Source organism: Demequina soli (genome assembly GCF_000971195.1).
In the GTDB taxonomy this organism is placed as follows: domain Bacteria; phylum Actinomycetota; class Actinomycetes; order Actinomycetales; family Demequinaceae; genus Demequina; species Demequina soli.
The window spans coordinates 55242-70979 of the sequence record NZ_BBLZ01000004.1; the positions used below are offsets into that span (position 1 = coordinate 55242).

The following is a 15738-nucleotide window of genomic DNA, read 5'->3' on the forward strand; positions in this document are numbered from 1 at the left end:
GCGGTCGGCCGGGGCGGGCGGCCGGGGCGGGCGGCCGGGCTCAGCCCAGGCCCGCGACCGGGGTCGGCAGTGTCACGCCCGAGCCGTCGCGCTTGCCCGGCTCCGCGGGCAGGTCGATCGGCTGACCCGCGGCCGTCGCGGCGCGCGGGGGAGTGGGGCCGGCCCACGCGAGGAGCAGCGTGTCCTCGCCCTTGAGGAAGCGGTGCGCGCGCACGCCGCCCGTGGCGCGTCCCTTGGGCGGGAACTCCGCCAGGGGCGTCCACTTGGCGGAGCCCGCGGCCGTGCCGGGCAGGCCGTCGGACGGGCCCGCGATGGTCGCGACCGCGCCCTCGGTGCCCGCGCGGACGATGCCGAAGAAGATCGTCTTGGCTCCCGCCGCCAGCTTGATGCCCGCCATGCCGCCGCCGGCGCGGCCCTGAGGCCGCACGTTCTTGGCGTCGAAGTGGAGCACGTTCGCGTCGTCGGAGATGAGGATGAGGTCGTCGCCGTCGGCCGCGGCGCCCGCGCCCACCACGACGTCGCCGTCGGCCAGCGAGATGGCCTCCCACGCGTCCTTGTTCGGGATGTCGTCGGCCTTCACGCGCTTGACCACGCCCTGGCGCGTGCCCATGGCGAGCGGGGTGGTGCCGTCGAGCGGCACGAGGCCCACGGCCTCCTCGCCTCGCTCCAGGCCCACGAGCTCCGCGACGGGCGTGCCGCCCCCGAGCGACGGGGGCTCCTGGCTCGGCGGGAGCGCGGGCACGTCGAGCAGCGACAGGCGGACGATGCGCCCGAGGCTCGTCACGAGGCCCACGTCGGCGCGGGCGGACGCGTGCACCACGCTGCGCAGGGCATCGTGCGGCGAGCGGCGGCCCTCGCGCGCGGGCGACTCGTCCTCCGCGGTGCGCGCCACCAGGCCGGTGGTCGACAGCATCGCGTAGCAGGGCGTGTCCTCGATCTCGAGGGACAGCGCGGGGGCCTTCGCGCCCGCTCGCGCGCCACCGGCGGCGACCGCCGCGGCCGACGACACGGCGCCGCCGTCCGCGAGCAGGATCGTGCGGCGCGGCGTGCCGTACTGGGCCGCCGCGGCATCCATCTCGCGGCCCACCACGTCGCGCAGGACGGCGGGTGAGCCGAGGATCTCCTCGAGCTCGGCTATCTCGGCGAGCAGCTGCGCCTTCTCGTTCTCGAGCTCGAGGCGCGAGAACTTGGTGAGGCGGCGCAGGCGCAGCTCGAGGATGTACTCGGCCTGGATCTCCGACAGGTCGAACGCCGTCTGGAGGCGCGAGCGCGCCGTCGCCGTGTCGTCCGACGACCGGATGATCTGGATGACCTCGTCGATGTCGAGGATCGCGATGAGGAGGCCGTCCACGAGGTGAAGGCGGTCCTGGCGGGCCTTGAGCCGGAAGGCGGAGCGGCGGCGCACCACGTCGAGGCGGTGCTCCACCCACACGCGCAGGAGCTCCTTGAGCCCCAGCGTGCGCGGCTCGCCCTCGACGAGCGCGACGTTGTTGATCGAGAAGGACTCCTCGAGCGGCGTGACCTTGTACAGCTTCTCCAGGACGGCCTCGGGGTTGAAGCCGTTCTTGACCTCGATGACGAGGCGCAGGCCGTGGTGGCGGTCCGTGAGGTCCGTGACCGCGGAGATGCCGTCGAGCTTCTTGGACGAGACGCCGTCCTTGATCTTCTCGATGACCTTCTCGGGTCCCACCATGTAGGGCAGCTCGGTCACGATGATGCCCTGGCGGCGTGCCGTGACCTTCTCGATGCGGGTGGTGGCGCGCGTGATGAACTTGCCGCGGCCGGACTCGTAGGCCTCCTTGACGCCCTCGAGGCCGACGATCTTGCCGCCCGTGGGCAGGTCGGGCCCGGGCACGAAGCGCATGAGCTCCTCGAGCGTGGCGCCGGGGTTGGCGAGCAGGTGGCGCGCGGCCGAGACGACCTCGATGAGGTTGTGGGGCGCCATGTTGGTCGCCATGCCGACCGCGATGCCCGCGGCGCCGTTGACCAGCAGGTTGGGCACGGCGGAGGGCAGCACGGCGGGCTGCTGGAGCTTGTTGTCGTAGTTCGGGACGAAGTCGACGACGTCCTCGTCGAGGTTCTCCGTCATCACCAGCGACGCGGGCGCGAGGCGGCACTCCGTGTAGCGCGACGCGGCCGGGCCGTCGTCGAGCGAGCCGAAGTTGCCGTGGCCGTCGACCAGCGGCAGGCGCAGCGAGAAGGACTGCGCCATGCGCACGAGCGCGTCGTAGATCGCGCTGTCGCCGTGCGGGTGCAGCTTTCCCATGACCTCGCCGACCACGCGGGCCGACTTCACGTAGCCGCGCTCGGGGCGCAGGCCCATGTCCTGCATCATGTAGACGATGCGGCGCTGCACCGGCTTGAGGCCGTCGCGGGCGTCGGGGAGCGCGCGGGAGTAGATCACCGAGTACGCGTACTCGAGGAACGACGCCTCCATCTCGGCGCTCACGTCGATATCGACGATCTGCGCGTCGGGTGCGTCGGTCATCTGCCACCTCGTTCCATCGGGGTCGGGTCCAGCCCGTATTGTCTCGCGCCCGTCCGACACCGGCGGACAGGCTCGCGGCCGCCCGGCGCGACCCGCGCATCGTCCCTGGGGACGGCGGGGGTCGGGTGCCCACGAAGGTGAGAGAATATCGGGCATGGCTCAGACCCTCGACCAGGCGGTGCGGATCGCGGGGTACTACCCGGCGCTCGCCACCTCCGTCCTCCGTTCCGCGATCGGCACCGAGACCGTGCGCGCGCACTTCGTCCACGCCGAGACCACGTTCGACGACCGCGAGGTGCGCCGGCACATGACCGTGCTGGTCATCACCGACACCCGCCTGCTGCGCGTGCACATGGACGACGGCGCGGGCCCCGCGGTGCCGGGCGTGTCCGGAGGGCACGAGGCGTCGGCGACGGTGGAGACCACCGCGCTGTCCGCGATCCGGAACACGGCGATGACGCACGTGGTCCACGACCCCGAGGGCTTCTCCGAGGGGGACCTGCCGAGCGAGCTCGTGCTCGCGGTGGGCGGCTCGGTGCACTCGCGCATCGACCTCGAGCCCGCGTCGTGCGGCGACGAGCAGTGCGAGGCCGACCACGGCTACACCGGCAACGTCACGTCCGACGACATCCTGGTGCGCGTCAGCCTCATCGCGGACGGCGAGGACTCCATCCGCGCCCTCCAGGACTTCTCGTCCGTGCTGCAGCGCGTCATCGGGGCGCGCGGGTGACACCTGCGGACCGGCTCGCTGCCGCGGGCCTGTCCCTGCCGGACTACGGCGGCCTCGAGCTCGGGGCCGTGCTCCCCGGCGCCCTCGCGGCCGTCGGGGCGGCCGATGCGGTCCTCGCCCGTGACGCCGAGGCCGACCGGGCGCGGCTCGGGATCCCGCACGCCGACCACGCCGTGGTGGTCCTGCTCGACGGCCTCGGGCACCACCAGCTCGACGCGCGCCGCGGGCACGCGCCGTTCCTGCGCTCGACCGAGTCCGGCATCGTCACCGCGGGCTTCCCCACGACCACCGCGACGTCGCTCGCGCTGTTCGGCACGGGCCGCGCCTCGGGCGCGACCGGCATGACCGGCTACACGGCGCACAACCCACGCACCGGCGAGGCCGCGAACCTCGTGTCGTGGGAGGGCGCCGACGACCCCGAGACGTGGCAGCGCGAGCCCTCGCTGCTCGCGGCGGCGGCGGGCCGCGGCGTGCCCGTCGCGACCCTCGGCAAGCACCGCTTCGAGGGGTCGGGCCTCACGCGCGCCGCGCTGTCGGGCGGCGAGTTCGTGGGCGCCGACCGCCTGTCCGACCGCGTCGACGAGGCGATCCGCCGCGCGCGCACGCCCGGGCTCACCTACCTCTACTGGGGTGACATCGACGCCGCCGGGCACAGGCACGGCTGGCAGTCGGACGAGTGGGTCGCCGCGCTCGAGGACGCGGACCAGGAGCTGCGGCGTCTGCGCGCGCGCCTGCCGCGCCACGCGGTGATGATCGTCACCGCCGACCACGGCATGGTGGACGTCACGGGCGCGCCGCGCTGGGACCTGGGCGCCTCGCCCGAGCTCGCGCGCGACGTGCGCCTCGTCGCGGGGGAGCCGCGCGCGGTGCACCTGCACATGGACGATGCGTCCCTCGCGCCCGCGGTCGCCGACCGGTGGCGCGGCGTGCTGGGCGACCACGCCGCCGTGCTGCTGCGCGCCGAGGCCGTCGAGCTGGGGCTGTTCGGGCCGGTCGCCGGCCACGTCGAGGAGCGCATCGGGGACGTCGTGGTCGCGATGGCCGGGCGCGCTACCGTGGTGGACTCCCGCACGCAGACGCCGCAGGCGATCGGGCTCGTGGGCGTGCACGGCTCGCTCACGCCGGAGGAGCTGCAGGTCCCGCTGCTGGTCGCCGAGGGCTGAGCCTCCGGCAGGGTCCCGTCAGCCCTGGTCGTTCTTGGCGCCGAAGACGATCTCGTCCCAGCTGGGCACCGACGCGCGGCCGCGCTTGACGGTGCGGCGCTCGCCGGTGTCGTCGGCCTTGGGCTGCACCACGGGCGCCGGGGCGGGCTCGGGCTCGCTCTCGCGGGCACGGGACGTGCCGAAGCCGGTCTCGGCCTGACGGGCGCGCGCGGGACCGAAGCCCTCGAACTCCTCGTCGTCGTCCTCGTCCTCCTCGGGCTCCGCCATCGACTCGCGGGTGCCACGGCGCAGGTCGAGGTCGCTCAGCAGCAGCTCGGTGGCGCTGGGCGCCGGACGGGGCAGCTCGACCGCCTCGGTGACCGGCGCATCGTCCTCCCGCACCACCGGGGTCGCCTCGGTGACCGGGGCGTGGGGGCGCGAGGGGATGAGCGGGATGGTCGCGTCGGCCTCGGAGTCGCGCACCGCGCTGAGGTGGCGGCGGGGGATCGGCACGTCGAGCAGCTCGGTCTCGGAGAGCCAGCGGGCCTCCTCGTCCTCGGCGGTCACGGTCCGCGCGGTGTGGTCGAACGTCCACAGGGCGCGGACGCCGCGGCCGGAGACCTGGTAGTCGGCGGCCACGCGCCACGGGCCGTCGGCCTCGCGCCACGCGTCCCACGCGACGGACTCGGGGTCCACGCCGCGGGCGGCGAGGCGGTCGGTGACGAGCTCGCCGAGCTGCGGGGCGCTCGGGTCGCGGCCGATGCGCGTCTCGCGCGCGAGGTCCGCGATGTAGGAGCGCTCGGCGGCCACCGGGCCCTCGTACTTCTCGATCGCGCCGAGCGACATGCCGGTGAGCTCCGCGAGCTCGGCCGCCGTGAGGCCGGCGCGGATGCGCTGCTGGATCTCGCGCGGGGACAGGGTCGGGGCGTCGGACTCCTCGGGAGCCTCGGCGGCGGCGCGGGCGGGGCGCGTGTAGCGCACGGCGTGGCGCAGCTCGTCGGTCAGGGGGAGCTCGTAGCGGTCGCCCGACTCGGCCTCCACGATGAGGTGAAGGCCGTCCTCGGAGGGACCTACGAGGGTGAGGCGAGTCATGGCATCAGGGTGCCACGCGCGGGAGGCGGCGCACGCGCGACACCCCGGTTCACGCGGATTGCGCGGTTCGGCGTCGAAGGCGCGTCACCGGGGTGACGGACGGGTGACGATGCGGTGACGGCCGGGCGACGCGCGCGGAGTCCCTCCTACGATGGCGGCATGACCTCGCCGACCGCACTGCTGGACGTCGCCTCCACCCTCGCCACCGAGGCGGGCCGCCTCATCATCGACGGGCGGCGCGACGCGCGCGTGGCCCTCACCAAGTCGTCCTCGGTCGACATCGTCACGCAGATGGACCTCGCCGCCGAGCGGCTCATCCGCGACCGGCTCGCGGAGCTGCGGCCCGACGACGGCATCCTGGGGGAGGAGGGGGACGACGTCGAGGGCACGTCCGGCATCACGTGGGTGGTGGACCCGATCGACGGCACGGTCAACTACCTGTACGGCATCCCGTTCTACTCCGTGTCCGTGGCGGCCGTCTCCGGCCCGCCCTCGCCGCGCGGGTGGACCCTCGAGGCCGGCGCGGTGCACGACGGCGCCGGGGTGCTGTGGACGGCCGCCAGGGGAGCGGGCGCGTGGCGCGACGGAGAGCCGCTGCGCCGCACCGCGGGTCCGGCGCTCGACGGCACGCTCGTCGCGACGGGCTTCCAGTACATCGCCGAGCGCCGCGCGCTCCAGGGACAGGTGGTCGCGCGGCTGCTCCCGCAGGTGCGCGACATCCGGCGCCTCGGCTCCGCGTCGGTGGACCTGGTGCACGCCGCCGCCGGCCTCGTCGACGCCTACTACGAGCAGGGCCTGCAGCCGTGGGACTTCGCGGCGGGGGCGCTCATCGCGTCAGAGGCGGGCCTCAGGGTCGGCGGCATGGACGGCGGCGCGCCCGACACGGACCTCCTGATCGCGGCCGTGCCCGAGGCGTGGGAGAGCCTGCGCGACGCCCTCGCGGCGGCGGGCGCGCGCCCCTTCTGAACGCCTCTCGGGTCGACCCGAGGGACGCGCAGTCCCGCACGAGTCGCATTCTTGTCGCGGATGGTGCACAATTCGACGGCCCCGCGGGAACAAAACGCCCTCGCGAGGCATTAGACAGCCGCAACCATCGAGGAAGGACGCAAGCCGCATGGCAACGGATTACGACGCGCCGCGCAAGACCGACGACGAGATCTCGGCCGACTCGATCGAGGAGCTGAAGGCTCGTCGCGCGGACAAGACCTCCGGCGTGGTGGACGAGGACGAGACGGAGGCCGCCGAGGGCTTCGAGCTCCCGGGCGCCGACCTGTCGGGCGAGGAGCTCTCGGTCCGCGTGCTGCCCCCGCAGCAGGACGAGTTCACCTGCATGTCGTGCTTCCTGGTGCACCACCGCAGCCAGCTCGCGACGTTCAAGAACGACCAGCCGATCTGCTCGGAGTGCGCGGCCTGACGATGGCCGACCTCGAGATCCTCGTCAGCACGACCGAGCCGGACGTGCCGCTCCCGCGCTACTCCCACCCGGGGGACGCGGGCGCGGACGTCACCACGCGCATCGACGTCACCCTGGCGCCGGGGGAGCGGGCGACCGTCCCGACCGGGCTGAGGATCGCCCTGCCGGCCGGCTACGCCGCGTTCGTCCACCCCCGCTCGGGCCTCGCGGCCCGGCACGGGGTGACGATCGTCAACGCGCCCGGCACGGTCGACGCCGGGTACCGCGGCGAGATCGCCGTGACCCTGCTCAACACCGACCCCCACGAGCCCGTGACGCTCGCCAAGGGCGACCGCATCGCCCAGCTGGTCATCCAGCGGGTCGAGATCGCCGACTTCGTCGCCGTCGAGTCCCTCCCGGGCTCGCACCGTGGCGAGGGGGGCTTCGGCTCCACCGGCGTCGCGACCACCGAGGCGGCCCGGTGACCGTCACGCCCGTCGTCACGATCGCGGAGGTCGCCCCCCGCGAGATCGTCCACGTCGCCGGCCGCGTCGTCGCGATCCAGGTCGAGCCCAGCGACGCCCCGCCGGCGTTCACCGTGCGGCTCGACGACGGCACCGGCCGGATCGACGCCGTCTTCATGGGCCGCCGCGAGGTCCCCGGCATCGTCCCGGGCGCCCGCCTGCACCTCGAGGGCCGCGTGTGCGAGAGCGAGGCGCTCAAGCGCCTCTACAACCCGCGCTACGAGCTCGTCCCCACCGCATGACGGACGAGCAGCCCGCCGCCGACAGCCCGGCCGCGGACAGCCGCGCCGTGCGCCTGCTCGGCGGCGACACCTTCGACCTCCACGAGGCGATCGGCGGCTGGCGGGGCTTCATCGAGTCGTCCCTGCCGGGCATCGCGTTCGTCGCCGCGTACCTCGCGTGGGGCGGCTTCAAGGTCCCCGTGCTCGCGGCCGCGGCTGTCATGGCCGTCGTCGTGGCGCTCCGGCTCGTCCAGCGCACGCCCGTCACGCAGGCGCTCTCGGGCGCCGTCGGCGTGGTCATCGGCGCCGTGTGGGCCTGGCGGTCGGGCGACGCGTCCGGCTACTTCGTGCTCGGCCTGTGGACCAACGCGCTCTACCTCGTCGGCATCGTCGTGTCGATGGTCGTGGGCTGGCCCGTGGTCGGCATCGTGATGGGCCTCATCCGCGGCGAGGGCGCCGCGTGGCGCCGCGATCCCGCGGAGCGGCGCCGCTACCAGCTCGGCTCGGCCGTGCTGGCGGGCATGTTCGCCCTGCGGCTGGCGGTCCAGGTGCCGCTCTACCTCGCGGGAGCGGTGGCCGTGCTCGGCACCGCGAAGCTCGCGATGGGCCTGCCGCTCTTCGCGCTCACGCTGTGGGGCGTATGGCTGCTGGCCCGTGGCGAAGAACCTGCTCCAGGGACTTCGGCTCCGCCTCCGACGACACGATGAACATCAGCTCGTCGTGAGCCTCGAGGGTGTCGTCCGGCGTCGGCGCGATCGTGCGGTCGCCCCGGACGATGCACGACAGCACGATGTCGACGGGCCACTGGATCTCGCGCAGCAGGACGCCCACCACGGGTGACGAGGCGGGAAGCGTCACCTCGACCATCGACGCGCCGGACTGCCGGAACGTGAACACGCGCACGAGGTCGCCGATCGCGACCGCCTCCTCGACCATCGCGGTCATGATGCGCGGCGTCGACACGGCGACGTCGACGCCCCACTGGGCGTCGTACATCCACTCGTTGCGGGGATTGTTGACGCGCGCCACCGTGCGGGGAACGCCGAACTCGGTCTTGCACAGGAACGACACGACGAGGTTGGCCTTGTCGTCGCCCGTCGCGGCCACCACGACGTCCATGGTCTCGACCTGGGCGTCGCGCAGCGCGGACATCTCGCACACGTCGGCGAGCATCCACTCGGCGTCGGCGACCTGGGCGACGCGCATCGCGGTGGGGTTGGAGTCGACGAGCAGCACCTCGTGGCCGTGCTCGAGCAGGTCGCGCGCGATCGAGCGCCCGACGGAGCCGGCACCGGCGATCATGACCTTCATCGGGAGACCTCCGGGGAGCGGCCGGTCACGCGGGCGGGATCGCCTCCCGCGGACGGGACCATGGTGAAGTACGCCTCGTCGCCCTCCTGGACGAGCGTGTCGGCATCTGGCAGCAGCGGCTCGCCGAAGCGCACGAGGTACGCCACGCGCGCGCCGGCCCGCTGCTCGAGCTCGGTGTAGCGGCGGCCCACCCATCCGCCGTCGAGGGGCAGGCGGCTCAGGCTGACGCCCGCGCTGGGGTCGTGATAGAGCGCGTCGCTCACGCCGGGCAGCAGGCGCGAGACGATCTGCGCGGCCGTCCACGGGACGGGCGCGACGGTGGGGATGCCGAGGCGCCGGTACACCTCGGCGCGCCCGAAGTCGGCGATGCGGGCGACCACGTTGTCGATGCCGTACGTCTCGCGCACCACGCGCGCCGCGAGGATGTTCGAGTTGTCGCCGTCGGACACCGCGGCGAACGCGTACGCGTCCTCGACGCCGGCGGACACCAGCGTGTCGCGGTCGAAGCCGATGCCGGTGATGCGCTGGCCCTCGAACGTCGGGGGGAGCCGGCGGAACGCGTCGCCCGACTGGTCGATCACCGCGACCGTGTGGCCTCGGGCCTCGAACTCCGTCGCCAGCGTCGCTCCGGTGCGGCCGCAGCCCATGATCACGATGTGCACGGGCACCCACGGTATACCCCGTGAGCCTAGGATGGTGCGACGTGCGAAGGTTTCTCGAGAGCCTGAAACTGCTGGTGTTCGGGCGGCCCATCGCGACGGGCCGCGCGCAGAAGGCGGTGTTCAAGACGCGGCTCGCCCTGCCCGTGTTCGGCGCGAGCCTGCTGTCGACGGTCGCCTACGCGCCCGACGCGGTGGTCGACGCCCTGCGCAAGGGCGGCGTCCAGTCGACGCTGCCGCTCATGGCGGGCGGCGTCGTCGCCATCATGATCCTCCTCGGGTTCGCGTACCGCTCGAACGTGCGCAAGCGCCCCGACGAGCGCGGCGACTACGGCCTGGTGTCCGACAAGCTCGGCCCCGCGGCGGCGCTCGTCACGGGCGCCTCGCTGCTGGTCGACTACATCTTCACCGTCGCCGTCTCGGTGTCCGCGATCGCGCAGTTCATCGCGTTCACCATGCCCGCGGTGGGGCAGCGGCACACGCTCATCGCCGTGACCGCGATCCTCATCATGACGCTCGCGCACCTGCGCGGCGTGGCCGAGCGCGCCCGCGTGGTGCTGGTCGTGTGGTTCGGCTTCCTCGTCGTGATCTTCGGCGTGCTGCTCGTCGGCGGCACGCGTGACGACGTCGCGCCGCTCACGACGGCGCCGCCCGAGCCCACCTGGTCGTCGGTCATCGCGTTCGCCGGCGCGATCGCCTCGGGTGCCGTGATGCTCACCGGCATCGAGCACCTCGCGTCCTCGGGCCCGTACCACGCGCCGCCGCGCGGGCGTCGCGCCGGCCGCACCCTCATCCTCGCCGTGTTCGCCGGCGCAGCCGGCTTCGTCGCGGTGGTGCTCATGGTGTGGCGGTACCACGTGTCGGGGTGGAAGTCCGGCCCGGTGCTGCTGCAGGCGACCGAGCGCATCTTCGACGCCTCCTGGGTGCTGTGGGTGGTGACGATCCCGACGGTCGCGATCCTCTACGCCGCCGCCTCGGCCGTGTTCCGCCGCTTCTCCAACCTCACGTCGCTGCTCGCGCGCGACTCCTACCTGCCGCGTCAGCTGGCCCAGCAGAGCGAGCGGCTGGTGTTCCGCGGCGGCGTGCTGTGGGTCGCCGGCGCGTCGGCGATCATCGTCGTCGCGACCGGCGCGCGGCTCGACCAGCTCGTGCACATGTACCTCATCGGCGCCTTCACCGCGATCGTGCTGAGCCAGGTCGCGATGGTGCGCCTCCAGGGGCTGCGCATCGCCCTGCAGCCCACGGGCCGCGAGCGCCTGCGCATGAAGGGCACCCGCGTGCTCCACGGCGCGGCCGCGATCGTCGCCGCGGCCGTGTGGCTCGTCATCGCGATCTTCAACTTCGCCGCCGGCGCCTGGGTCGCCATCGTGCTGGTCGCGGGGCTCGTCGTGCTCATGCGCGGCATCCGCAAGCACTACGACAACGTGCGCCGCCAGCTCGAGATCCTGCCCAACGACCGCGCCTCGGCCCGGCCCAGCGCGACCCACGGCATCGTCCTGGTCGCCCAGCTGCACCGCCCCCTGCTGCGCGCGATCGCCTACGCGAAGGCCGCGCGGCACTCCTCGCTCGAGGCCGTCACCGTCCAGACCGACCCCGCGGCCACGCGCGACCTGCAGCGCCACTGGGGCGCGCTGGGGCTCGGCGTGCCGCTCGTGATCCTCGACTCGCCGTACCGCGACCTCGTGGGGCCCGTGCTCGAGCACGTCCGCTCGATCCACCGCGTGTCCCCGCGGGACATGGTCGTCATCTACGTGCCGGAGTTCATCGTGGGCCGCTGGTGGGAGCGGTTCCTGCACAACCGCTCCACCAACCGCCTGCGCGCGCGCCTGCTGTCCGTGCCGCGCGTGGTCGTCGCCGCGGTCCCGTGGCACCTCGAGTCGTCGCTCGAGGCCATGGGCGGCAACGCGTTCACGCGCGAGCTCCCGCGCGTCGACGGCGACGTCACCACCGAGGAGGCCACGACCCGTGGATGAGATCGAGCTCGAGATCGGCGCCGTCGCGCACGGCGGCCACTGCGTCGCGCGCCACGAGGGCCGCGTCGTCTTCGTCCGGCACGCGCTGCCCGGCGAGGTGGTCCGCGCGCGGCTCACCGAGGCGGGGGACGATGCGCGGCTGTGGCGGGCGGACGCCGTCGAGATCCTCACGGCCTCGCCCGACCGCGTCGAGTCCGTCTGGCCGGACGCCGGACCCGGGGGAGTGGGCGGCGGCGAGCTCGCGCACGTCGCGCTGCCCGCGCAGCGCCGCTGGAAGCACGACGTGCTCCGCGAGGCCTTCGTGCGCTTCGCCGACATGGAGTTCCCCGGCGAGGTCCACGCCGCGCCCGGGGACGATGCGCGGGGCGGCCTCGGATACCGCACCCGGGTGAGCGCGATCGCCGGGCCAGACGGCCGCGCGGCCATGCACCTGCACCGCTCGCGCGTGGTGCGGCCGCTCACCGCGCTGCCCATCGCGGCCCCGGCGCTCGAGGAGCTGCTGCTCGCGACACGCTTCCCGGCCGGCTCGCACATCGCGGGCGTCGCTCCCGGCGGCGTGGGCCCGCGCCTCGTGGTCGACGGCGTGCCCTGGCGCGCCGGGCGGCCGGACCACCGCGAGAACGCGCCGAGGCGCGTGCGGGAGTCGGTAAGCACCACCCTGGGCGAGCTGTCCTATCAGGTGGACGTCGAGGGCTTCTGGCAGGTCCACGTCGACGCGCCCGAGGTGCTGGTCGACGCGGTGCTGACGCGCGTCGGCGATGCCGAGGACGTGCTCGACCTGTACGCCGGCGCCGGCCTCTTCACCGTGCCCCTGGCGGCGAGCGGCCGCCGCGTCACGTCGGTCGAGGCCGACGCCCGCGCCTCGCGCGACGCCCGCCGCAATGTGCACGACCTGCCCGGGGTGCGCATCGTCCACGGCGACACGCGCGCGTTCCTCGAGGCGGGCGCGACCGCGGACGCGATCGTCCTCGACCCGCCGCGCTCCGGCGCGGGCGGCAAGACCGTCGACGCGCTCGCCGCGACGGGCGCCGCCCGGCTCGTGTACGTCGCGTGCGACCCGGTCGCGCTCGCGCGCGACACCGCGTTGCTCGCGCATCACGGGTACCGTCTCGAGGAGGCGCAGGGCTTCGATCTGTTCCCGATGACGCACCACGTGGAGACCGTCGCGACGTTCGTGCGATGACCCCCGACGGGCGTGATTTCCAGGTCGGGGGCGCCCGATAGGATGTGGCCAGACCCAGTGCTGGGAGACCCCGAACCTCGCGGAGGAGACGCATGAGCGCGAACACCCTTGGATCCAAGTCGACGCTGCAGGTTGGTGCGCAGCAGTACGAGATCTTCCGACTCGACGCGGTCCCTGGGCTGGACGCCCTCCCGTACTCGCTGAAGATCCTGGCCGAGGCGCTCCTGCGCACCGAGGACGGCGCGAACATCACCGCCGATCACGTGCGCGCGCTCGCCGCGTGGGAGCCCACCGCGGAGCCCGACACCGAGATCCAGTTCACGCCGGCGCGCGTGGTCATGCAGGACTTCACGGGCGTGCCGTGCGTGGTGGACCTCGCGACGATGCGCGAGGCGGTGAGCGAGCTCGGCGGCGACCCGAGCGTCATCAACCCGCTCGCGCCCGCCGAGCTGGTCATCGACCACTCGGTCGTCATCGACATCTTCGGCCGCGGCGACGCGCTCGAGCGCAACACCGACCTCGAGTACCAGCGCAACCGCGAGCGCTACCAGTTCCTGCGCTGGGGCCAGACGGCGTTCGACAACTTCAAGGTGGTGCCCCCGGGCACCGGCATCGTCCACCAGGTCAACCTCGAGTACCTGGCGCGCGGCGTCATGACGCGCGAGAAGGACGGCGCCACGCAGGCGTACCCGGACTCGTGCGTCGGCACCGACTCGCACACGACGATGATCAACGGCCTGGGCGTGCTCGGCTGGGGCGTCGGCGGCATCGAGGCCGAGGCCGCGATGCTCGGCCAGCCCGTGTCGATGCTCATCCCCAAGGTCGTCGGCTTCAAGCTCACCGGCGCGATCCCGGCCGGCGCGACCGCGACCGACGTGGTGCTCACCATCACGCAGATGCTGCGCCAGCAGGGCGTGGTCGGCAAGTTCGTCGAGTTCTACGGCGAGGGCGTCGGCCAGGTGCCGCTCGCCAACCGTGCGACCATCGGCAACATGAGCCCCGAATTCGGCTCGACCGCCGCGATCTTCCCGATCGACTCGGTCACGATCGACTACCTGCGCCTCACCGGCCGCTCTGCCGACCAGGTCGCGCTCGTCGAGGCGTACTGCAAGGAGCAGGGCCTCTGGCACGACCCGTCGCGCGAGGCCGCCTACTCGGAGTACCTCGAGCTCGACCTGTCGACCGTGGTGCCGTCCATCGCCGGGCCGAAGCGCCCGCAGGACCGCATCGAGCTCACGGCCGCCAAGGAGGCGTTCGGCCGCTCGATCCTCGACTACGCGCAGCACGAGGACCTGCACGGCCTCGACGAGTCGGTCGAGGAGACCTTCCCGGCGTCCGACCCGATCGCTGCCGAGGCCCACGCGGGCGACGCGCCCGAGCCGGCCCACGCATCGTCCACCGTCACGAAGGCGCGCCCGCACAAGCACGTGCCCGTGACGCTCGCGGACGGCACGGAGACCGCGCTCGACCACGGCGCCGTCGTGATCGCGTCGATCACGTCGTGCACCAACACGTCGAACCCGTCGGTCATGCTCGCCGCGGCGCTCCTCGCGCGCAACGCCAACGAGAAGGGCCTGACGTCCAAGCCGTGGGTCAAGACCTCGATGGCGCCCGGCTCGCAGGTGGTCACCGACTACTACGAGAAGGCCGGCCTGTGGCCCGACCTCGAGGCGCTCGGCTTCCACCTGGTGGGCTACGGCTGCACCACGTGCATCGGCAACTCGGGCCCGCTGCCGCAGGAGGTCTCGGACGTCGTCAACGCCAACGACCTCGCGGTCGTCTCGGTGCTGTCCGGCAACCGCAACTTCGAAGGCCGCATCAACCCCGACGTGAAGATGAACTACCTCGCGTCGCCGCCGCTGGTCATCGCGTACGCGCTCGCCGGCACCATGGACCACGACTTCGAGAACGAGCCGCTCGGCACGGACTCCGAGGGCAACGCCGTGTTCCTCAAGGACATCTGGCCGGACCCGGCCGAGGTCGAGGCCATCGTCGGGTCGTCCATCACGCAGGAGATGTTCGAGGACGACTACGCGGACGTGTTCGCGGGCGACGCGCGCTGGCAGAACCTGCCGACGCCCGCCGGCGCCACGTTCGAGTGGGCCGACGACTCCACCTACGTGCGCAAGCCCCCGTACTTCGAGGGCATGGGCGTCGAGCCGGAGCCCGTCGAGGACATCACCGGCGCGCGCGTGCTCGCGCTGCTCGGCGACTCGGTCACCACCGACCACATCTCGCCGGCCGGCTCGATCAAGGCGGACAGCCCCGCGGGCCTGTACCTCGCGGAGCACGGCGTGGACCGCAAGGACTTCAACAGCTACGGCTCGCGCCGCGGCAACCACGAGGTCATGATCCGCGGCACGTTCGCGAACATCCGCCTGAAGAACCTGCTCCTCGACGGCGTCGAGGGCGGCTTCACGCTCGACCACCTCACCGGCGAGCAGACCACCATCTACGACGCGTCCGTCGCGTACCAGGCGGCCGGCGTGCCGCTCGTGGTGCTCGCGGGCAAGGAGTACGGCACCGGCTCGTCGCGCGACTGGGCGGCCAAGGGCACCTCGCTGCTCGGCGTGCGCGCGGTCATCACCGAGAGCTTCGAGCGCATCCACCGCTCGAACCTCATCGGCATGGGCGTGCTGCCGCTGCAGTTCCCGGCGGGCTCCTCCGCCGCGGACCTCGGCCTCGACGGCACCGAGACGTTCGACATCACGGGCGTCGCCGCGTTCTCCGCGGGCGAGCACCCGAGGTCGCTGCCGGTCAAGGCCACCAAGGCCGACGGCACGGTCGTCGAGTTCGACGCGGTGGTCCGCATCGACACCCCCGGCGAGGCGGACTACTTCCGCAACGGCGGCATCCTGCAGTACGTGCTGCGGTCGCTCGTCTCGTAGCGGCACCCGGCCGCGTGGCCCCGTCCGGCGCTCGCCGGGCGGGGTCGCTGGCTTTCGGGTGGACGATGCGGCGGGTGGGGTGGGGGACCACGCTCGCCGGGCGTCGTGACCCGAAGGCCGTACAGTGGAACGTC

14 protein-coding genes are annotated in these 15738 nt (G+C 73.3%); 10 read left to right on the forward strand and 4 right to left on the reverse strand.

All coding sequences use genetic code 11. From position 1 onward, the window contains the following. Positions 1–40 precede the first annotated feature (40 nt). Complete coding sequence (locus AOM04_RS09320) at positions 41–2488, reverse strand: DNA gyrase/topoisomerase IV subunit A (RefSeq protein ID WP_062464522.1); 2448 nt, start codon at positions 2486–2488, stop codon at positions 41–43. A 154-nt stretch (positions 2489–2642) separates the two neighbouring features. On the opposite strand from AOM04_RS09320, the gene AOM04_RS09325 reads away from it, so the two are divergent. Beyond that, positions 2643–3218, forward strand: a complete 576-nt coding sequence (locus tag AOM04_RS09325; RefSeq protein WP_062464523.1) for a DUF5998 family protein — start codon at positions 2643–2645, stop codon at positions 3216–3218. Then, entirely contained in the window at positions 3215–4381 is a 1167-nt protein-coding gene (locus tag AOM04_RS09330; protein WP_062464524.1) for an alkaline phosphatase family protein, read from the forward strand. The genes AOM04_RS09325 and AOM04_RS09330 overlap by 4 nt, the downstream gene beginning before the upstream one ends. Positions 4382–4399: 18 nt before the next feature. Here AOM04_RS09330 and sepH read toward each other — a convergent pair whose 3' ends face one another. Continuing rightward, positions 4400–5452: a septation protein SepH gene (gene sepH / locus AOM04_RS09335; RefSeq protein WP_062464525.1), complete on the reverse strand. Its 1053-nt coding sequence runs from the start codon at positions 5450–5452 to the stop codon at positions 4400–4402. Between the two features lie 159 nt (positions 5453–5611). Between sepH and AOM04_RS09340 the strand changes: the two genes are divergently transcribed. The 5 genes from AOM04_RS09340 to AOM04_RS09360 all read left to right on the forward strand — a co-directional run bounded on the left by AOM04_RS09340 (position 5612) and on the right by AOM04_RS09360 (position 8297). Then, entirely contained in the window at positions 5612–6418 is an 807-nt protein-coding gene (locus tag AOM04_RS09340) for an inositol monophosphatase family protein (protein ID WP_062464526.1), read from the forward strand. 148 nt (positions 6419–6566) lie between these two features. Next, complete coding sequence (locus AOM04_RS09345; protein WP_062464527.1) at positions 6567–6866, forward strand: DUF4193 domain-containing protein; 300 nt, start codon at positions 6567–6569, stop codon at positions 6864–6866. Between the two features lie 2 nt (positions 6867–6868). Beyond that, positions 6869–7330, forward strand: coding sequence for a dUTP diphosphatase (gene dut / locus AOM04_RS09350; RefSeq protein WP_062464866.1), 462 nt, complete (start codon positions 6869–6871; stop codon positions 7328–7330). Then, positions 7327–7611, forward strand: a complete 285-nt coding sequence (locus AOM04_RS09355; RefSeq protein ID WP_062464528.1) for an OB-fold nucleic acid binding domain-containing protein — start codon at positions 7327–7329, stop codon at positions 7609–7611. The genes dut and AOM04_RS09355 overlap by 4 nt, the downstream gene beginning before the upstream one ends. After that, positions 7608–8297 (forward strand): DUF3159 domain-containing protein, encoded by a 690-nt coding sequence (locus tag AOM04_RS09360; protein WP_062464529.1) that lies wholly within the window; start codon positions 7608–7610, stop codon positions 8295–8297. Before AOM04_RS09355 ends, AOM04_RS09360 begins: the two co-directional genes overlap by 4 nt. Here AOM04_RS09360 and AOM04_RS09365 read toward each other — a convergent pair. Then, entirely contained in the window at positions 8215–8901 is a 687-nt protein-coding gene (locus tag AOM04_RS09365; protein ID WP_062464530.1) for a potassium channel family protein, read from the reverse strand. The genes AOM04_RS09360 and AOM04_RS09365 overlap by 83 nt on opposite strands. Next, positions 8898–9563 carry a potassium channel family protein gene (locus tag AOM04_RS09370; RefSeq protein WP_062464867.1) on the reverse strand — a complete coding sequence of 222 codons (666 nt, stop codon included), beginning with the start codon at positions 9561–9563 and terminating at the stop codon, positions 8898–8900. The genes AOM04_RS09365 and AOM04_RS09370 overlap by 4 nt, the downstream gene beginning before the upstream one ends. A gap of 41 nt (positions 9564–9604) precedes the next feature. Between AOM04_RS09370 and AOM04_RS09375 the strand changes: the two genes are divergently transcribed. From AOM04_RS09375 to acnA, 3 genes are all read left to right on the forward strand, one after another. Continuing rightward, positions 9605–11533, forward strand: a complete 1929-nt coding sequence (locus tag AOM04_RS09375; protein WP_169816432.1) for an APC family permease — start codon at positions 9605–9607, stop codon at positions 11531–11533. Continuing rightward, the gene (locus AOM04_RS09380; RefSeq protein ID WP_062464532.1) at positions 11526–12716 is read left to right on the forward strand and encodes a class I SAM-dependent RNA methyltransferase; all 1191 of its coding nucleotides are present in this window, start codon (positions 11526–11528) and stop codon (positions 12714–12716) included. Before AOM04_RS09375 ends, AOM04_RS09380 begins: the two co-directional genes overlap by 8 nt. Positions 12717–12808: 92 nt before the next feature. Next, positions 12809–15604: an aconitate hydratase AcnA gene (acnA, locus tag AOM04_RS09385; RefSeq protein ID WP_062464533.1), complete on the forward strand. Its 2796-nt coding sequence runs from the start codon at positions 12809–12811 to the stop codon at positions 15602–15604. Positions 15605–15738: the final 134 nt, after the last annotated feature.